General features: G+C 59.7%; 18 protein-coding genes. 4 read left to right on the plus strand and 14 right to left on the minus strand.

Annotation, left to right across the window (positions count from 1 at the left end):
• Positions 1–79 precede the first annotated feature (79 nt).
• Complete coding sequence (gene dinB / locus ACA068_RS07105) at positions 80–1,141, plus strand: DNA polymerase IV (protein WP_497308685.1); 1,062 nt, start codon at positions 80–82, stop codon at positions 1,139–1,141.
• A gap of 122 nt (positions 1,142–1,263) precedes the next feature.
• On the opposite strand, the gene ACA068_RS07110 is transcribed toward dinB, so the two are convergent.
• The 4 genes from ACA068_RS07110 to ACA068_RS07125 all read right to left on the minus strand — a co-directional run bounded on the left by ACA068_RS07110 (position 1,264) and on the right by ACA068_RS07125 (position 6,038).
• Positions 1,264–2,217, minus strand: coding sequence for a hypothetical protein (locus tag ACA068_RS07110; RefSeq protein ID WP_497308687.1), 954 nt, complete (start codon positions 2,215–2,217; stop codon positions 1,264–1,266).
• A gap of 17 nt (positions 2,218–2,234) precedes the next feature.
• A complete protein-coding gene (locus ACA068_RS07115) occupies positions 2,235–3,950 on the minus strand; it encodes a proline--tRNA ligase (RefSeq protein WP_497308689.1) in 1,716 nt (571 codons plus the stop codon).
• Between the two features lie 130 nt (positions 3,951–4,080).
• Entirely contained in the window at positions 4,081–5,640 is a 1,560-nt protein-coding gene (locus tag ACA068_RS07120; RefSeq protein ID WP_497308691.1) for an AmpG family muropeptide MFS transporter, read from the minus strand.
• A gap of 44 nt (positions 5,641–5,684) precedes the next feature.
• Complete coding sequence (locus ACA068_RS07125; RefSeq protein WP_497308693.1) at positions 5,685–6,038, minus strand: MGMT family protein; 354 nt, start codon at positions 6,036–6,038, stop codon at positions 5,685–5,687.
• A gap of 163 nt (positions 6,039–6,201) precedes the next feature.
• On the opposite strand from ACA068_RS07125, the gene ACA068_RS07130 reads away from it, so the two are divergent.
• Positions 6,202–7,209, plus strand: coding sequence for a DUF481 domain-containing protein (locus ACA068_RS07130; RefSeq protein ID WP_497308695.1), 1,008 nt, complete (start codon positions 6,202–6,204; stop codon positions 7,207–7,209).
• 112 nt (positions 7,210–7,321) lie between these two features.
• On the opposite strand, the gene ACA068_RS07135 is transcribed toward ACA068_RS07130, so the two are convergent.
• Complete coding sequence (locus ACA068_RS07135; protein ID WP_002554837.1) at positions 7,322–7,531, minus strand: cold-shock protein; 210 nt, start codon at positions 7,529–7,531, stop codon at positions 7,322–7,324.
• 355 nt (positions 7,532–7,886) lie between these two features.
• Here ACA068_RS07135 and dcd point away from each other — a divergent pair, with 355 nt between their 5' ends.
• On the plus strand, positions 7,887–8,453 hold the full coding sequence (gene dcd, locus ACA068_RS07140; protein ID WP_010462661.1) for a dCTP deaminase: 567 nt from the start codon (positions 7,887–7,889) through the stop codon (positions 8,451–8,453).
• Between the two features lie 106 nt (positions 8,454–8,559).
• Complete coding sequence (locus tag ACA068_RS07145) at positions 8,560–8,769, plus strand: hypothetical protein (protein ID WP_010462659.1); 210 nt, start codon at positions 8,560–8,562, stop codon at positions 8,767–8,769.
• Positions 8,770–8,816: 47 nt separating this feature from the next.
• Here the strand turns inward: ACA068_RS07145 and pdeM are convergent, their stop codons facing one another.
• The 9 genes from pdeM to ACA068_RS07190 all read right to left on the minus strand — a co-directional run bounded on the left by pdeM (position 8,817) and on the right by ACA068_RS07190 (position 19,400).
• Positions 8,817–9,473, minus strand: a complete 657-nt coding sequence (pdeM, locus tag ACA068_RS07150) for a ligase-associated DNA damage response endonuclease PdeM (protein ID WP_497308697.1) — start codon at positions 9,471–9,473, stop codon at positions 8,817–8,819.
• Positions 9,473–11,959, minus strand: coding sequence for a ligase-associated DNA damage response DEXH box helicase (locus ACA068_RS07155; protein WP_497308699.1), 2,487 nt, complete (start codon positions 11,957–11,959; stop codon positions 9,473–9,475). Before ACA068_RS07155 ends, pdeM begins: the two co-directional genes overlap by 1 nt.
• 196 nt (positions 11,960–12,155) lie before the next feature.
• Positions 12,156–12,920 (minus strand): ABC transporter ATP-binding protein, encoded by a 765-nt coding sequence (locus tag ACA068_RS07160; RefSeq protein WP_497308701.1) that lies wholly within the window; start codon positions 12,918–12,920, stop codon positions 12,156–12,158.
• Positions 12,921–12,933: 13 nt separating this feature from the next.
• Positions 12,934–14,052 (minus strand): succinylglutamate desuccinylase/aspartoacylase family protein, encoded by a 1,119-nt coding sequence (locus tag ACA068_RS07165; protein WP_497308703.1) that lies wholly within the window; start codon positions 14,050–14,052, stop codon positions 12,934–12,936.
• Positions 14,053–14,081: 29 nt separating this feature from the next.
• Positions 14,082–14,792 (minus strand): ABC transporter permease, encoded by a 711-nt coding sequence (locus ACA068_RS07170; protein ID WP_497308705.1) that lies wholly within the window; start codon positions 14,790–14,792, stop codon positions 14,082–14,084.
• Positions 14,789–15,517 (minus strand): ABC transporter permease, encoded by a 729-nt coding sequence (locus tag ACA068_RS07175; RefSeq protein WP_403098650.1) that lies wholly within the window; start codon positions 15,515–15,517, stop codon positions 14,789–14,791. Before ACA068_RS07175 ends, ACA068_RS07170 begins: the two co-directional genes overlap by 4 nt.
• 56 nt (positions 15,518–15,573) lie before the next feature.
• Positions 15,574–16,356, minus strand: a complete 783-nt coding sequence (locus ACA068_RS07180) for a transporter substrate-binding domain-containing protein (RefSeq protein ID WP_497308707.1) — start codon at positions 16,354–16,356, stop codon at positions 15,574–15,576.
• A 321-nt stretch (positions 16,357–16,677) separates the two neighbouring features.
• Positions 16,678–18,366, minus strand: coding sequence for an ATP-dependent DNA ligase (locus ACA068_RS07185; protein ID WP_497308709.1), 1,689 nt, complete (start codon positions 18,364–18,366; stop codon positions 16,678–16,680).
• Positions 18,363–19,400, minus strand: coding sequence for a ligase-associated DNA damage response exonuclease (locus ACA068_RS07190; protein WP_497308711.1), 1,038 nt, complete (start codon positions 19,398–19,400; stop codon positions 18,363–18,365). Before ACA068_RS07190 ends, ACA068_RS07185 begins: the two co-directional genes overlap by 4 nt.
• Positions 19,401–19,429 lie beyond the last annotated feature (29 nt).

The following is a 19,429-nucleotide window of genomic DNA, read 5'->3' on the forward strand; positions in this document are numbered from 1 at the left end:
GCTATATACAGGTGTCAGTGAGATACTGCCGATCCGACACGCAAATACGCCATTTCTTCACCATGAACACCGCTTTTATATGAGTCAGCGAAAAATCATCCACGTCGATTGCGACTGCTTCTACGCTGCCATCGAGATGCGTGACGACCCGCGCCTGGCGGGTAAACCTCTGGCGGTGGGTGGTTCGGCGGATCGGCGCGGGGTGATCGCCACTTGCAACTATGAGGCTCGGGCCTACGGCGTGCGCTCTGCCATGTCTTCCGGGCAAGCCCTGAAGCTGTGTCCGGACTTGACCATCGTCAAGCCGCGCATGGACGCCTATAGAGAAGCGTCGAAGGAAATTCATACGATCTTTGGCGATTACACCGACTTGATCGAGCCGCTTTCCCTCGACGAGGCTTACCTCGACGTGTCGGACTGTGCGCATTTCGGTGGCAGCGCCACGCGCATCGCCCAGGACATTCGCCGTCGAGTTTCCAATCAGTTGCACATCACGGTCTCGGCCGGCGTGGCGCCGAACAAGTTTCTGGCCAAGATTGCCAGTGACTGGAAGAAACCCAACGGTTTGTTTGTGATCACGCCGGATCAGGTCGAGGACTTTGTCAGCGGTTTGCCCGTCAGCAAGTTGCACGGCGTTGGCAAAGTGACCGCTGACAAGCTGGGCAGGCTCGGCATTGTTGATTGCTCGCATTTACGCGAGTGGGACAAGTTGGCGCTGGTGCGTGAATTCGGCAGCTTCGGCGAGCGACTCTGGAGCCTGGCCCGTGGGATCGATGAGCGGTTGGTGCACAACGACAGCCGCCGGCAATCGATCAGTGTTGAAAACACTTACGACGTGGACCTGCCGGATCTGGTCAGTTGCCTGGATAAATTACCGGAGTTGCTGGAAACCCTGGCGGGTCGCATGGCGCGGATCGACAGCAGCTATCGGCCCGGCAAGCCGTTCGTCAAAGTGAAGTTCCATGACTTTACCCAGACGACGCTGGAGCAGGCCGGGGCAGGGCGGGATTTGGGCAGTTATCAGTTGTTGCTGACCCAGGCGTTCAATCGCGGCGGGAAACCGGTGCGGTTGTTGGGGATTGGCGTGCGGCTGGAGGATTTGCGGGGCGGGTTTGAGCAGATGGAGTTGTTTGAGCGGTAGTTTTGCGTTGAATCTTAAGACCTCTTCGCGGGCAAGCCTCGCTCCTACGGATTTGTGTCATGCGCGATACCGCGTTCAACCCAATGCTGTAGGAGCGAGGCTTGCCCGCGAAGCTTTTACTTTTAATTCGGTCCCGGATCCGCCACCAGTCGCCCGGCATCCTTGGTCAATGACTTGAGGAATTCGGTCTGCAACTCAGGGTCATTGCGAGTCAGTTCGATCAGGCTTTGTTCCAGCTCGCTGGCTTCTTCTTCAAGACCCAGTTCCGACAGTCGTTTGACCCGGTGTACCCACTGGCTCACTTCGTCGTCTTCGAGGTCGTCATAAATCAGGCCATGGGCTTCGAGCAGCTTGCCGCGCAATGAACGGCTGACCGCCAGGGACGAATCGCTGTGTACATCGTCCTGGCCGTCTTCGACGCTGATCAACAGGCGGCTCAGATGATTGATGTCATGTTCGGCGAACGGGCTGTCCAGCAGGTTCAGGCGCAACACGCCGTTTTTGTCGGTGCTCAGCTCGAACGTTTCCTTGCCCGCTTTCACCACCACCGGGCGCTCGCTCCAGGGCAGGCTCGAGTATTCGGTGCGCTTGTCGAGCTGGACCTCATCGATCCCTGCCAGGTTTTGCTGCGCGCGACCGTTGGACTGCACGTTCATGAGAGGGTTGAGCCCGGCAAAACCGTAGCTCAGCCAATCCTTGGTCACGCTGTCCGGCAGACTGCCGAGGGTGAATACGTTGACCACATTCGCACCGACACCGCCCACCACCGCTACTGCGCCCAGCGGGATCTCGTAGACCTCCCGCCAGGGTTGGTAAGGCGTGTAGCGATCGTAGTGACGCGTGACTTCGAATTCGGTGACTTCGAACGTTTTTTGCTCGTGGATTTTGACCCGACGTTGCGGCAACTCGAGCACCTTGGGCTCGCCGACATCGATCTGCAGGCTGTGATCGAGCAATTTGCGCTCGACACGCTCCTCGTGCTCGCTGCGTTGCGACATGTGATTGGCACAGCCGCTGACCAGCAGGGTGCCGCACAGGGCGGCACCACCGAGGCCTAAGGTGTTTCGCTTGAACATGACTTCTCTATCTGGTGTCAGCGGCGGATACGGGCCTGGAGGAAAGACAGCACGTCATCGACCGGCAGCGCTTGCGCTTCAGGTTCGGTACGGCTCTTGTATTCCAGATTGCCTTCGGCGAGGCCGCGGTCACTGACCACGATCCGGTGAGGAATGCCGATCAGCTCCATGTCAGCGAACTTGATGCCCGGGCTGGTTTTCTTGTCACGATCGTCCAGCAGCACTTCGAAGCCGGCGGCAGTCAGTTCTGCATACAGCTTGTCAGTGGCTTCACGAACCTGTTCGGTTTCGTAGCGCAATGGCACCAAAGCGACCTGGAATGGAGCCAGCGTGTCGCTCCAGATGATCCCGTTAGCGTCGTTGTTCTGCTCGATGGCCGCAGCCACCACGCGGGAAACGCCGATGCCGTAGCAACCCATTTCCAGGGTCACCGGCTTGCCGTTCTCGCCCAGCACTTCGCACTTCATCGCCTTGCTGTACTTGTTGCCCAGCTGGAAAATGTGCCCGACTTCGATGCCGCGCTTGATTTCCAGGGTGCCCTTGCCATCAGGGCTTGGGTCGCCGGCGACGACATTACGCAGGTCGGCAACGGTCGGAACCGGCAGATCACGCTCCCAGTTCACGCCGAAGTAGTGCTTGTCGTCGATGTTCGCACCGATGCCGAAGTCGCTCATCAGCTCGACGGAACGGTCGATGATGATCGGCAGTGGCAGGTTCAGCGGGCCGAGGGAACCGGCGCCGGCGCCAATGGCGTCGCGCAGTTCGGCTTCGGAAGCCATGACCAGCGGGCTGGCAACGCCTGGCTGGTTGCCGGCCTTGATTTCGTTCAGCTCATGGTCGCCACGGATGATCAGGGCAATCAGCTTGCCTTGCTCTTCGGCGTGAACCACGAGGGTCTTGATGGTCTTTTCGATCGGCAGGTTGAAGCCTTCGACCAGTTGCGCAATGGTCTTGGCGTTCGGTGTGTCGACCAGGCGCAGCTCTTCAGCCGGCGCCGCGCGGGAAGTTTCACGCGGTACGGCTTCGGCTTTCTCGATGTTCGCGGCGTAGTCGGAACCGTTGCTGAAGACGATATCGTCTTCGCCGGATTCGGCCAGTACGTGGAATTCGTGGGAGCCGGCGCCGCCGATGGAGCCGTTGTCGGCTTCTACAGGGCGGAACTTCAGACCCAGACGGGTAAACACGTTGCAGTACGCCTGGTGCATGCGGTCGTAGGTGACCTGCAGCGAAGGCTGATCAGCATGGAACGAATAAGCGTCCTTCATGATGAACTCGCGACCGCGCATCAAACCGAAGCGTGGACGGATTTCGTCACGGAACTTGGTCTGGATCTGGTACAGGTTGATCGGCAGCTGTTTGTAGCTGCTCAACTCGTTGCGCATCAGGTCAGTGATGACTTCTTCGTGGGTCGGGCCGGCGCAGAAATCGCGGCCGTGGCGATCCTTGAAGCGCAGCAATTCAGGGCCGTATTCTTCCCAGCGCCCGGATTCCTGCCACAGCTCAGCCGGTTGGGTACTCGGCATCAACACTTCGAGAGAGCCTGCAGCGTTCATTTCTTCACGAACGACGGCTTCGACCTTGCGCATCACTCGCAAGCCCATCGGCAGCCAGGTGTAGAGGCCCGAGGCGAGTTTGCGGATCATGCCGGCGCGCAGCATCAGCTGATGGCTGATGACGACCGCGTCGGAAGGCGTTTCTTTCTGTGTGGCGAGCAAAAATTGACTGGTGCGCATGGTTGGCCGTTGTCGGTTGCTGATGACGAGAAATGACGGAGCATTGTACGGGCGAGATCCGCTGGCGTACAGGCGTGCGGTCGGCGGTGTGGCACGAGGGCGGGAATCGTCGCGCCCTCTGCGAAATATCCTACGATTCTTCCGCGACCTGGGTCGGCACCGGTTCGGGTGTCGGCGTCGGACCTGCGCGGCGGCTCTCCTGGAACCAGTGCAGGGCGATCAACAGCAGGGTCGGAACACCCAACAACGCCGTGATCAGGAAGAAGTTGTGGTAACCGAATTTCTCCACCATGACCCCTGAATAACCGCCGATCAGGCGTGGCAGCAGGAGCATGATCGAGCTGAGCAGGGCGTACTGGGTGGCGGAGAATTTCAGGTTGGTCAGGCTCGACAGGTAAGCCACGAACGCCGACGTCGCCAGCCCTGAACTGAAGTTATCCAGGGAAATGGTCATGATCAGCATGTTCAGGTTGGCGCCCATGTCGGCGAGCATCAAGAACAGCAGGTTGGTGCCGGCCGACGTTATGCCGCCGATCAGCAGAATCGGCAGGATGCCGAAACGTACGATCAGCAGGCCACCCATGCCGGCGCCGACCAGGGTCATGATCAGGCCGAAGATCTTGCTGACACTGGCGATCTGGTCCTTGGTGAAGCCTTGGTCGATGTAGAACACGTTGGCCATCACACCCATGACCGTATCGGACATCCGGTAAGTCGCAATCAGCCCGAGCAACAGGAACGCTTGCCAGCGGTAACGCAGAATGAAGTCGTTGATCGGCGTCAGTACCGGCGCCAGGCCGCGACGGCCCATGGCTGACAAGCACATTAGCGTAAGTGTGGTGTAGAGGATCGCGCGCAGGAAAGCGCGGTCTTCGAGCAGCAGGTCGAGCGGGCTCGCGCCTTCGAACAGCACGCTGGCGAAATCAGTGTTGTAGAGCTGAGTGAACATGGCTGGCACGGACACCAGCAGCACGATCAGCACGAACACCGACATCAGTTGATGCATAAAGCTGTAGCGGCCGGCTTGAAGTTGAGTACGCAGGGGCACAGGTGGTTCGCGCATGAACAGCGTAGTCAGCAGCGCCGGGACCATCAGGGCGCCAAACAGCACGTAGGTGCCGGCCCAGGCCGAATGCTGGTAATTGAAACCTGTGGAGCCAAAGCCTTCAGCGAAGAACAGCGCGCCGGCCGTCGCCAGCAGTGCGGCGATCCGATAGCCGGACATATAGCTGGCCGCTAGCGCCGCCTGGCGAGTGTCATCGGCGATTTCCAGGCGATAGGCGTCAACGGCAATGTCTTGCGTCGCCGAGGCAAAGGCGACGACCACGGCGATGGCGATAAGCCAGGACAAATGCTTTTGCGGGTCGCAGAAACCCATCCCGATCAAGCCCAGGATCACCAGCCCCTGTGACAGCACCAACCAGGAGCGTCGTCGACCGAGCTTGCCGAGAAATGGCAGGCGCCATTGGTCGAGCAGCGGGGACCAGACCCATTTAAAGGCATAGGCCAAGCCGATCAGGCTTGCATAACCGATGGTTTCGCGGGCCACACCGGCCTCACGCAGCCAGACGGAAAGCGTCGAAAACACCAGCATGTAGGGCAGGCCGGCGGCGAAACCAAGCAACAACAACACAAGCGTCGAGGGGCTGGCATAGGCGGCGAGCGCGGCGCGCCAGGTTTTACGGGGCATGGGCTGGAGTCTGCCTCAAGAATTACGGAAACAAAGCGCGCACTCTAACCGCTGTGCTCTACCGGGCGCCAGCCATGGCGCTGAATATCAACACGATTGTTCAGGATACTGACGCCTTCGGAGCGCAATCGCGCGCGCTGCTCATCCCCTGAAGGGCTGCCCACTGGGAGGCTGATCCGACCGCCGGCACCGAGCACGCGGTGCCATGGCAGCTTGGTGTCGCCGGGCAGTTGGCTCAGTGTGCGTCCCACCCAGCGCGCGGCTCGGCCCAGTCCGGCCAGTTCGGCGAGTTGACCATAGCTCACCACTTTGCCCTTGGGCACCTGCGCGAGGGTCAAGTAGAGCGCCGTGCGTCGGATTTGCGCTGCGCTTTCGGTTTCAGTGGTTGGGTCGGTCACGTCCGTGGTTCCTGAAGAATTTCGCTTTACCGTCCGTAGAGTAAGTCCTGGATGCGCAATTGAGAAATGAACTCAATAGAAATAGTCGGGTCAGTCCTTGCTAGGGTCTTATTCTCAGGGATAATGCCGACTTTTTTTCGCAAACTTGAGCCTGTATTTGCTTATGGTGTCCAGAACCCTGCTGTGCCTTGCTGTCATGAGTGCCTCCACTCCGTTGCTCGCTGATACCGTCTGGTTGAAGAACGGTGACAAACTGAGTGGCAAGATCACGCTGTTCGATGGCGGTAAATTGCTGATCCAGACCGAATATGCCGGTGCGGTCCCGATCGACTGGAAACAGGTCAAGACCCTGGAAAGTGATCAGGAGTTGCTGGTCAAGCAGGATGCCTACACCGGTGAGAAGGCCAAGTCGCTGCATGCGGCAGACGACGGCAAGGTGACGCTGGAAAACGGCGAGGTGCCCAAGACGGTCGAGTTGGCCAGTATCCAGCAGATCCTCAAGCCCAAGCCGGTGGTCGAAGACCTGGTGTGGAAGGGCAATGTCGACATGGCGCTGGATTATCAGCGTGCGGAAAAAGACACCGACGACTACGACATCGACTTCAAGACCAGTGCCCGTCACGGCAAATGGCGGCACACGGCTGAAGGCGAGTACAACCGCGAGTTCCAGGATGACGTGGTCACCACTGATAACTGGCGGGGCGAATACTCGCTCGACCGCTTCCTGACCGAGAAATGGTTCTGGCAGGGCCGTGCCGTCTATAAACGTGACAAGGTTGAAGACCTCTCCCGCCAGCGCACTGTCGGTACCGGCCCTGGTTACCAGTTCTGGGACGACGAGCTGGGCGCATTCTCGCTGGGTTCGCTGGTCAACCGCACGGACTATGAGTTCGCTGATGGCGGCAAAGAAAACTTCTATTCCCTGGCGATGAAGTGGGACTACAACCGTTACCTGATTGGTAAAAAGGTGGAGTTCTTCACGAATGGTGAAGTGGGCAAGCCGTTGTCGGGCGTTGCCGAGTACGCGCTCGATGCCGAAATGGGCTTGCGCTACAAGGTCACCGACTGGGCGTCGCTTAACCTTAAGGCCGAGCGAGACATCATCAGCGGCACAGACGATGCCGATCTGGACAAGACCCGGTACACCGCAGGATTCGGCGTAGCCTGGTAAGCGCGCAAAAAAATCGCAGCCATTGGCTGCGATTTTTTTGTGCCTGTAAAACACACAGGCACAAAAAAGCCCCGCTTTTGAGGGCGGGGCCTTTTACTAAAGCAAGTACAAGTTAGATAACTTGAACTTCTTCAGCTTGCATGCCTTTCTGACCGCGGGTAGCGATGAAAGAAACCTGTTGGCCTTCTTTCAGGCTTTTGAAGCCGTCGGATTGGATAGCTTTGAAGTGAACGAACAGGTCGTCACCGGATTGTGGAGTGATGAAGCCGAAGCCTTTTTCATCGTTGAACCACTTAACGGTACCAGTTTGGCGATTAGACATGGTGTAACTCCTTGAACAAAGATAACTGCGACGCAGGAAGAACCCTGGCCGAGACTGAGTGCAAAGAGCAGGAAAAATTCTTGTAGATGGTTGGATCGAAATTCAACATATCGTGTAGAGATTCTCAGTGACACAAGCAGCACAGTGGCGCCACCTTAACCCTTTTTCCGGAACGTGCCAATGCTTCCTGCGAAGGTTTCTCTATTTTCATGACTGACGGTGCACCGGATTACGGCGAAGACCCAGATATCACGGGGGATTGGCGAGAATTACACCCCCGGACTTTGAACCCGGAGCGCGCGCCCGGTAAGATGCCGGACAGAATTTTTCCACCTCGCTATTCAGGACACCCGCCATGAGCATCAAATCGGACAAGTGGATTCGCCGCATGGCGCAGGAACACGGCATGATCGAGCCGTTCGTCGAGCGCCAGGTGCGCGGCAGCGACGATAACCGTGTGATCTCCTACGGCGTGTCGAGTTACGGCTACGACGTTCGTTGCACTAGTCATTTCAAGGTGTTCACCAACATTAATTCGGCCATTGTCGACCCGAAAAATTTTGATGCCGGCAGCTTCGTCGATATCCACAGCGATGTCTGCATCATCCCGCCGAACTCTTTCGCCCTGGCCAGCACCGTCGAATACTTCCGTATTCCGCGCAACGTATTGACCATTTGCCTGGGTAAAAGCACCTACGCCCGCTGCGGCATCATCGTCAACGTCACCCCGCTTGAGCCTGAGTGGGAGGGGCATGTGACCCTGGAATTCTCGAACACAACCAACCTGCCGGCGAAAATCTATGCCAACGAAGGCGTGGCGCAGATGCTGTTCCTTGAATCCGACGAAGAGTGCGAAGTGTCTTATAAGGACCGTGGCGGCAAGTATCAGGGCCAACGCGGCGTGACCCTGCCACGCACCTGAGCCATTCATCTGGCAGGTCGCGGGAATTCTTGAGCGGGTAGACACTCTATTGGGTGTACTGCCCGGTTCGCGTACAGCGGACGGGGCCATCGCTCAGGAGTGCTTTATGAAGATCGATCCGCGAATAAGTGCCGAACTGGCAAGGCTTGAGCCCAATCAGATTGGCGTCCTGGCCTGGTCCTTGTTGGCACATCCAGCCATCAGCATGGCAGGGGGCATCCCCGGCCAGCCTGATCCTGATACCCCGAACGAACAGCCTACCGAGCCCGGTGAACCCACCCTGCCGGATGAGCCGCCTCCCGCGCCTGTAGCCTGATCTGCCGTCGACAATGAATGGTCAGTCAGCTGTAGTCCTTGAAGACTTCAGCTGACTGGCCATATTTCGTTGTCGCCGATGACAAAGATCCTGCAGCTGTCGTCGCGCTCAACCTGATACCCGCCGGTAAACGCGCCCAAAGCCGGAAGCAGGCTGATCTGCTCGCCCAATCTGAAACATGCCAAGCGCAATCGCTGCCGACCTCTGCCGTTCAGCCGATAAACCGGATGCACATGTCCGGCGAGTACATGCCGGTGCGGATGCGGATCGGGCTCATGCTGCAAGGCGAACGGCCCGAGTAACAACGGCTCAGGCACCACGCGTATGTTTAACGACGCCGGCGGGTCCCCTGCACGTTTGTCGTGGTTGCCGCGGATCAGCGTCATCGGCAGATCCGCGTGTCGCGCTCGCCACTCAGCCAGGGCGCTTAACGTGCCGCAAGCATGGGAGCCAGGCCCGTGCAGAAAATCCCCGAGGAAAATCAGCTGACGGCAGGGTAAAGCGGCCAACAACCCGTCCAGCACCGCGACATTGCTGGCGGTGGTGCCATGGGGCACCGGCTGGCCAAGGCTGCGATACGCCGCCGCTTTGCCAAAATGCACATCGGCGATCAGCAGGGCTTGTTGTGCCGGCCAGTAAATGGCTTTTTCCGGCAGCAGCCACAGTTCCTCACCGGCCAGTCGCACGGGATAGGGCGTACTCATCAGGTTTTCCCGGTTTCGGCGGTTTTCTCAAGGTCGGTGACCATGCGTCGGATACGGTCCGCGAGTTTTTCCGAACTCATGCTTTCCCGCATGCGCTCAACTAACAGGGGAAACCCCAGCGGCGTAGGACGTTTGATCTGATGCAGGTCCAGTTTCAGTCGATTGATACGCGCCAACGTCTGTTCCAGACGATCAATATCCAGTTCTTCCCGTAGGACTTCTTCCCCAGCCTGCGCCAGCAACAGATTCCCCGCGTCGTACTGCTTGAACACCTCGAAGAACAGTCCGCTGGAGGCTTGGACCTGCCGTGTACTTTTCGGTGCGCCGGGGTAGCCGGCAAACACCAGTCCGGCAATTCGCGCGATTTCCCGAAAGCGGCGGAGCGCGAGTTCGCCGGCATTCAAGCTGGCGAGGACATCGTTCAACAAGTGTTCGGGGCTCAACAGGCCAGGGTTCAACACCTGCGACCAATCCACAGGGGTGGCGCTGAGCAACTCCAGCCCGTAATCGTTGACCGCGATGGAAAACGTCACCGCCTGCTGCTGGCTGACCCGCCACGCCAGCAAACTCGCCAGGCCCAGATGCACCTGGCGCCCGGCAAAGGGGTATAGAAACAGGTGCCAGCCTTCGCGGGATTTCAGCGCTTCGGCCAGCAACGAATTCGAGGTCGGCAGCCCGGACCAGCGTTGCTGCACCTCCAGCAGCTGCCGTAGCGCCCGCATCTCCGGGCCGATGAACTCGCCTTGCTCCGCCGCACTGAAACGCGCGACCACCGCCTGTGCCAGTTCGTTGGAAAGGGGCATCCGCCCGCCATTCCAGCGCGGCACCGCGGCTTTTTTCGCGGTGCTGCGTTTGACATAAGCGGTCATGTTTTCCACGCGTACCAACTCCAGCAAGCGCCCCGCGAACAGGAAACCGTCGCCCGGTTTGAGTCGCGCAATAAAACCTTCCTCGACACTGCCCAACTGCTTGCCGCCGCCGCCCTTGCTCCAGAACTTCAGCTGAATGCTCGCATCGCTGACGATGGTGCCGATGCTCATGCGATGTCGCCGCGCCAGCCGAGCATCCGGTACACGCCAGACGCCAAGCTCGTCAGGCTCGACCCGGCGATAATCCGGATAGGCTGTCAGAGAAAGACCTCCGTGGCGTACGAAAGCCAATGCCCAGGTCCAATCCTCCACGGTAAGGTCTCGATAGGCCCAGGCTCCACGGACTTCTTCATACAACTCATCGGGAAGAAACCCACCGCCCAGCGCCATGCTGACCAGGTGTTGAACCAGCACATCCAACGGTTTGTGCGGCGACTCTCGGGGCTCGATACGGCGTTGCGCCACGGCGTCTTGAGCCGCGGCCGCTTCGATCAGCTCCAGGCTGTGGGTCGGCACCAGCGTCACCCGTGACACTCTCCCCGGCGCATGACCGGAACGCCCGGCCCGCTGCATCAGGCGCGCCACGCCTTTGGCCGAGCCGATTTGCAGCACCCGTTCCACCGGCAGGAAATCCACTCCCAAGTCGAGGCTTGAGGTGCAGACCACCGCTTTGAGCTGGCCTTCCTTCAGCGCTCGCTCGACCCAGTCGCGGGTGTCGCGCGACAGTGAGCTGTGGTGCAAGGCGATCAGCCCGGCCCAATCGGGGCGCGCGCCCAGCAAGGCCTGATACCAGATCTCGGATTGCGCGCGAGTATTGGTGAACACCAGGCTGCTGGGGCTGGAGTCTATTTCAGCGACGACTTGCGGCAACATCTTCAAGCCAATGTGCCCGGCCCAAGGAAAGCGCTCGATGGCGGGCGGCAGCAGCGTGTCGACCCGCAGTTCCTTGGACGTCTGGCCTTGCACGCTGATGCCGTCACCCTGTGGGATCAATACCTGTTCGGCGTGGGCCTGATTACCCAGCGTCGCGGAAACGCCCCACACGATCAGGTCCGTCTTCCACCGGCGCAAACGGGCGAGGGCCAGTTGCAGCTGCACGCCGCGCTTGTTGCCGAGCAGTTCGTGCCATTCGTCGACCACCACCATGCGCAAGGTCGCTAGCGCGGTTTGCGCATCGGCACGTGCGAGCATCAGGGTCAGGCTTTCGGGGGTGGTGATCAGCGTGGTGGGCAGGCGTCGGCTCTGTCGCGCACGTTCGCTGCTGCGGGTGTCGCCTGTGCGCAGGCCGACGCTCCAGGGGATCTGCAGGTCGTGCAGCGGCGCTTCCAGGGCGCGAGCGGTGTCGGCGGCCAAGGCGCGCATGGGGGTTATCCACAGCACCGTCAGCGGTTCGGCCGGCGGTTTCCGTTTGCGAGGGTTTTCAACAGGGGCGGTGGGCGTGGCGTAGCGATTGAGCGCGGCAAACCAGACTGCATAGGTTTTACCGGCACCGGTGCTGGCGTGCAGTAATCCGGACTCACCGCGCTTGACGGCCGTCCACACTTGCTTCTGAAAGGCGAATGGCTTCCAGTCGCGGGCGCTGAACCATTGTGATGCGTAGTCGGTGGAAGATCCCATGCCGGCGGTGTGCGCTCTGAAAGTCTTCTTTCAGTGACCGCGGCGCGGGTGAACAAGTTTAATTGCAGTACTGCCGATCGACACCTGAACCCTGTAGGAGCGAAGCTTGCTCGCGAAGGCGGTGTGTCAGCCGACATCATCGTTGTCTGACACACCGCCTTCGCGAGCAAGCTTCGCTCCTACAGGGTTTGCTGTGTTACTTGAGGTTGCCGCTCAGGAACTGCTTCAGCCGCTCGCTCTTCGGATTGCCCAGTACGTCTTCCGGCGCGCCTTCTTCCTCGACCAGGCCCTGATGCAGAAACAACACCTGGCTCGACACTTTGCGGGCGAAGCTCATTTCGTGAGTCACCATGATCATGGTCCGGCCTTCTTCAGCCAGGCCTTGAATCACTCGCAGCACCTCACCCACCAGCTCCGGGTCGAGTGCCGAGGTCGGTTCGTCGAACAGCATGACTTCCGGTTCCATGGCCAATGCCCGCGCAATCGCCACGCGTTGCTGCTGGCCACCGGAAAGAAACGCCGGGTATTGATCCGCCACCCGTGCCGCCAGCCCGACCTTGTCGAGGTAACGCCGCGCGCGGTCTTCGGCTTCCTCTTTGCTGCAACCCAGCACCCGGCGCGGCGCCATGGTGACGTTTTCCAGCACCGTCATGTGGCTCCACAGGTTGAAGTGCTGGAACACCATGGCCAGGCGGGTGCGGATTTTTTGCAGTTCATCGGGGTCGGCCACGTGCATGCCGTGGCGGTCCTTGATCATGCGGATGTTCTGGCCATCCAGGCTCATGGCGCCGTCATTCGGTTGTTCGAGAAAGTTGATGCAGCGCAGAAAGGTACTTTTGCCCGAGCCGCTGGCGCCGATCAGGCTGATGACGTCGCCGGTGTTGGCCTTGAGTGAAACGCCTTTGAGCACATGATGATCGCCATAGCTTTTATGCAGGCCTTCGATGGTCAGTTTGTACATGGGGCATGCATCCTCAAGGCGAAAGTAGGTAGCCGCTGCGATAGGCCTCGGTGCCCGCGACGTGCGCGATCACCATGCCGGCAGTGGCCATGCGCCGCAGCGAGCGGGCGTACATCAGGCCGGCGGCAGTGCAATGAACGGGAGTGACGCGATCGTTGATCGGGTCGATGATTTCGGCGATCAGTTGCCCGGCTTCGAGGTATTCCCCCGGCAGCGCGGTGAACACCAGCAGGCCACCCACCGGTGTCGACACCGGCTCGACGCCGGCCAACGGGGTGGCGGGGTAGGGCAGCTCGGGCAATGGCGCCGCTTCGCCGGCAATGGCGCCGAAGTGAATCAGGTAATCAATCAGCGCCTGGCAGTCGAGACTGGCCAGAGGATGATTGACGTCGCCCTGGCCGCGCAATTCGACGGTGACCGAGAAACTGCCCAGCGGGATGTTGAACTGTTCGCCGAAGCGTTCTTTCAACTGCCACCAGAGCAGGGTGAAGCATTCATCGAACGACTGACCGCCGGAATCGGTGGCCAGCAGGCTCGCTTCGGCACCGATGTAACGGGCCAGCGGCTCGACCTGGGGCCAGGCGTCGGGTGTGGTGTAAAGGTGGGCGACCGCTTCGAAATCACAATGCAGGTCCAGCACCATGTCCGCATCGCAGGCCAGCCGTTGCAGGGTCAGGCGTTGGGATTGCAGTTGCGTGCTAGCGGTCTGCCTGGCGAGGGCGTTGCGTAGATTTTCGCGGATCAACTCGAGGTTGCGCTGCGGATCTTCGCCGAGCTGGCCTTCGATCTCGTTGCCGACCGCTTCGCTCAAGTCGACGAACCAGCGATTGAAGTTTTGCCCGCTTTCCAGCTCGTAGCGGCCCAGTGGCACATCCATCAGCACCTGTTCCAGGCCGACCGGGTTGGCCACCGGCACCAGCACGATTTCGCTGCGCAGGCGACCGGCGGCTTCCAGCTCCGCCAGACGCTGCTTGAGGTGCCAGGCCACCAGCATGCCGGGCATTTCATCGGCGTGCAGGGACGACTGGATGTAGATCTTGCCTTTGGCCGACGTTGGGCCGAAGTGGAAGCTGTGAATCTGTCGTGCGGTCCCCGGCAGTGGGGCCAGCAAGTCATGTATCTGGTGGCGCATGTTCGTCTCTTTATTCCTGAAAGCGGGTCCTAGTGGGTCGGCCCGAGGAACGCCAGCCATCGGCGTTCGGCGAGGCGGAACAGGCCGACCAGCACGAAGGTAACGGTCAGGTAGATCAGCGCGGCGATGCCGAACGACTGGAACGTCAAGAAGGTCGCCGAGTTGGCGTCCCGTGCGACTTTCAAAACATCCGGGATGGTCGCGGTGAACGCTACGGTGGTCGAGTGCAGCATCAGAATCACTTCGTTGCTGTAATAAGGCAACGAGCGACGCAGGGCTGACGGCATGATCACGTAGGCATACAGCTTCCAGCCTGTCAGGCCGTAAGCCTTGGCCGCTTCGACTTCACCGTGGGCCATGCTGCGGATCGCCCCGGCGAAAATCTCAGTGGTGTAGGCACAGGTGTTCAGGGCAAACGCCAGGATCGTGCAGTTCATCGCATCGCGAAAGAACGCATCCAGCACCGGCTGGGCGCGCACGGCGGCCAGGCTGTAGATGCCGGTGTAGCAAATCAGCAACTGTATATACAGCGGTGTGCCGCGGAACAGGTACGTGTAGAACTGCACCGGCCAGCGAATGTAGAAATGCGGCGAGACCCGGGCGATGGACAGCGGGATCGACACCAGGAAACCGATGAAGATCGAGGCACTGAGCAGCCACAGGGTCATGGCCAGGCCGGTGATGTTGTAGCCGTCGGTATAAAGGAAAGGTTTCCAGTACTCCTGCAAGAGTTCGATCATCGTACGGCCTCCCGGGAACCGGCGGCGTAGCGGCGTTCGAGCCAGCGCAGGACAAAGTTCGAGGCGCTGGTGATCACCAGGTAAATCAGCGCTGCGAGCACCAGGAAGTAAAACAGCTGATAGGTGCTTTTGCCGGCATCCTGTGCCGCCTTGACCAGATCGGCGAGGCCGATGATCGAGACCAGCGCGGTGGCCTTGAGCATCACCATCCAGTTATTACCGATACCCGGCAGGGCGAAACGCATCATTTGCGGGAACACCACGATTCGAAAGCGCTGACCACGTTTGAGGCCATACGCGGTAGCCGCTTCGACCTGGCCCCGAGGCACGGAGAGAATCGCCCCGCGAAAGGTTTCGGTGAAGTACGCGCCGTAAATGAATCCCAGGGTAATGACCCCGGCACTGAACGGGTTGATCTCGATGTATTCCCATTCCATGAAATCGGTGAACGACGTCAACCAGGTTTGCAGGCTGTAGAAAATCAGCAGCATCAGCACCAGGTCCGGTACGCCGCGAATCAGAGTGGTGTAGATCTGTGCTGGAACCCGCACCAGTTTGACTTTTGACAATTTGGCAGTGGCGCCGAGCAGGCCGAGCAATACGGCCACCAGCAGCGACAACGCTGATAATTTGATGGTCATCCAGGTGCCTTCCATCAGCAACGGACCGAAGCCCTTGAGGCTGAAGGCTGAGAGCCCCAGGTTTTGTAATAGGTTTTCGAACATAAATCAGCAACCTGATCGGGTGAAAAAAGCGCCCATCGCGAGATGGGCGCCGGGCATTATTTGCCGCTGTACAGATTCAGATCGCCAAAGTGTTTCTTCTGAATGGTGGCGTAGGTGCCATCGTCGTGTAACGCTTTGATACCTTTATCCAAAAGTGCTTTGAGGTCTTTGTTACCTTTAGAGATACCGATAGCTGTTTTGGCCGGCAGCAATTCGCTGTCAACCGGCTTGCTGACTTCGTAACCTTCGCCCTTTGGCGACTTCAAGAAGCCCAGTTCGGCTTGCAGCATGTCCTGGATCGCAGCGTCGAGACGACCCGACATCAGGTCGGAATACACCTGATCCTGGTTCTGATAGGCCTGGGTTTTCACGCCAGCCTTGTCCAACACGGCCTTGGCGTAGGCTTCCTGGATGGTGCCTTGCTCGTAGCCGACGGTCTTACCCTTCAGGGAAGCAACGTCTTCGCTCAGGCCGGAACCTTTCTTGAATACATAAGCGGTTGGGCCGGAGAACAGCTCTTCAGAGAAGTCGATGACTTTTTCGCGGGCCGGGGTGACGGTCATCGAAGAGATCACACCGTCGAATTTATTGGCCTTGAGGCCCGGAATCATGCCGTCGAAATCGCTTTCGACCCATTTGCACTTGACCTTCAGCTCGGCGCAGATCGCGTTCCCCAGATCGATGTCAAAGCCCACCAGGCTGCCGTCTGCCGCTTTCGACTCGAATGGCGCATAGGAAGGGTCAACGCCAAAACGCAGTTCTTTGTATTCCTTTGCCATGGCGGAACCAGCAGCCATGCACAACGCCAGTGCAGAAAGGGTCAGCAATGCTTTTTTCATTATTCAATCCCTAAGAACCAATATGAGCGCTTGTGGCGCAGAATTATTGTTACTGGAAAGCGTAAGACCCATTGAAAGTAGCAATTTCCGAACCAGAGTCCCGAACAAGCGTTTTAAAAGGTGATACAAGAAGTGGCAATAGGGGATTTGTGCACGAAAACGGGCGTCGGAAAATAGCTGCACCAAATAAGGTCAAACGGATTCAAATCCTGTGGCGAGGGAGCTTGCTCCCGCCGGAGCGCGAAGCGGTCCCGCTGTTGAAAATTTGCGACTGCTTCGCAGCCGAAACGGGAGCAAGCTCCCTCGCCACAAAGGCTTATTTCAGCCCAGCAAATCCTGCAATGTTCCGAGATTGTCAGCCTCCTCAACCGACTTATCCTGTCGCCACCTCAACATCCGTGGAAACCGCACGGCAATCCCGCTCTTGTGGCGTTTCGACAGGGCAATACCCTCAAACCCCAGCTCAAACACCAGGCTCGGTTTCACACTGCTCACCGGCCCGAATTTCTCCACCGTGGTCTTGCGCACTATGCTGTCGACCTGGCGCATTTCCTCGTCGGTCAACCCTGAATAAGCTTTGGCGAACGGCACCAGGGTGCGTTCGCTGGCGTCCGGCGGGCCGTCCCACACTGCGAAGGTGTAGTCACTGTAAAGACTCGCCCGGCGACCATGGCCGCGCTGCGCATAAATCAGCACCGCATCGACGCTGAAGGGGTCGACTTTCCATTTCCACCAGACGCCCATGTCCTTGGTCCGGCCGACGCCATACAAAGCATCCCGGGCCTTGAGCATCATGCCTTCGACACCGAGGCTGCGGGAGGCCTCGCGTTGCCGGGCGAGGTCGAACCAGTCTTCGCCGGTAAGCACCGGTGAGGCGAGTAACACCGGGTTGTTGCAGGTGGTGATGAGCTGATCCAATTGCGTGCGGCGCTTGGCCTGAGGCTGACGGCGCCAGTCCTCGCCTTGCCATTCCAGCAAATCGTAGGCGAGGACCACCACCGGCACGTCTTCGAGAATTTTCTTGTCCAGGGTTTTGCGGCCGATTCGCTGCTGCAACAGCGCGAACGGCAGTACCGCAGGAGCGGATGGCGATGGTGGATTGAAAGCATCGTCAGTGTTGGGTCGAGGGGCTTTCCAGGCGACGATTTCACCGTCGATCACCGTACCGTCAGGCAGTCCGTGCAACAGGCTGTCGAGTTCGGGAAAGCGCTCGGTCACCAGTTCTTCGCCGCGTGACCAGATCCACAGGCGCCCCTCACGCTTGACCACTTGGGCGCGGATGCCGTCCCACTTCCACTCCACTTGCCACTGGCTTGCCGGGCCGAGCACGGTTTCGAACTGTTCGACCGGTTGTGACAGGGCGTGGGCCAGGAAAAACGGGTAGGGCTGGCCACCGCGTTGGGCATGTTCGTCGGACGATTCGGCGGCGATCAATTTCAGGTAACTGGCAGCGCTCGGACGATTGGACAAGTCGGTGTACCCGACCAACCGCTGGGCCACGCGTTTGCTGTCGAGCCCCGCCATGGCCGCCAAGGCTCGCGTCACCAGCAGCTTGGAGACGCCGACTCGGAAACTGCCGGTAATGAGTTTGATGGAGAGCATCAGGCTGTGACGGTCCAGTTGCGCCCAGAGCGCGGGCAGTCGCTCTGCGAGAACTTCCGGGGACTCACCGCGCAGTGACAGCAGTTTGTCTTCAATCCACACCGCCAGCCCGTCGGTGGAGCTGTGCTGGGTTTCGGGCAGGACCAGCGAAATGGTTTCCGCCAGATCGCCGACCGCCTGGTAACTTTCTTCGAACAGCCAGGGCTCAAGGCCGGAAAACTCGACGGCCAGCTCACGCAGCATGCGCACTGGCACCAACTGCCGAAATCGCCCGCCGGACAAAAAGTACACCGCCCACGCGGCGTCTTCGGGGGCGGCCTGAGCAAAGTAGGTTTGCATGGCGGCCAATTTGGCATTGTTTGATGTGGTGGCGTCGAGTTCGGCATACAGCTCGGCGAAGGCTTTCATGCCGGCACCTCGGCGCTCTCGGGCTCGACCTCTGCGCTTTCTTCCTCATCGTCGCCGCCGTATTCGGTGCTGAAGGCCATGGCATCAAGGCCCTGTTCGCGCAGATGCCGCACCAGCACCCCCGCCGAACCGTGGGTGACCATGACCCGTTCGGCCCCGCTCTGTTCGATGGCCCATAGCAGGCCGGGCCAGTCGGCGTGGTCGGACAATACAAAGCCACGGTCCACGCCGCGTCTGCGCCGCGTGCCGCGCAATCGCATCCAGCCGCTGGCAAAGCCATCGCTGTAATCGCCAAACCGGCGCATCCAGGTGCTCGCGCCAGCCGATGGCGGGGCGATGACCAGCGCCTTGCGCATCATCGGATCGCTCTTTTGCACGTCGCCGGCATAGATCGTCGGCGGTATATAAACGCCGCTCTCGCGATACACCCGGTTCAGCGGTTCCACCGCGCCATGCACCAAAATGGGGCCTGGACTGGCATCAATGCCATGGAGAATCCGCTGGGCCTTGCCGAAGGAATAGCAGAACAACACGCTGGTTTTGTCGGCGGCGGCATTGGCCTGCCACCACTGATTGATCTCGTCGAAGACCTGCGCCTGGGGTTGCCAGCGATAGATCGGCAGGCCGAAGGTCGACTCAGTGATGAATGTATGGCACTGCACTGGTTCGAATGGCGCACAGGTGCCGTCGGGTTCGATCTTGTAATCCCCCGAGGCCACCCAGACTTCGCCGCCGTATTCCAGGCGCACCTGCGCGGAGCCGAGGACATGGCCGGCGGGGTGAAAACTCAGGGTAACGCCGTGGTGCCGCAAACGCTCGCCGTAGGGCAGCGTTTGCAGGTTGATGTCCTGGCCCAATCGCGCACGCAAAATCCCTTCGCCGGGCGCGGCTGCCAGGTAATGCTGGTTGCCAGTGCGGGCATGGTCGCCGTGGGCGTGCGTGATGACCGAACGCTCGACCGGCCGCCACGGGTCGATATAGAAATCGCCGGCGGGGCAGTAGAGACCTTCAGGACGCGCGATAACAAGATCCATGTTGTTACCAAAATGGGGGGACTTGTTAG

Source organism: Pseudomonas sp. LBUM1660 (genome assembly GCF_059695935.1).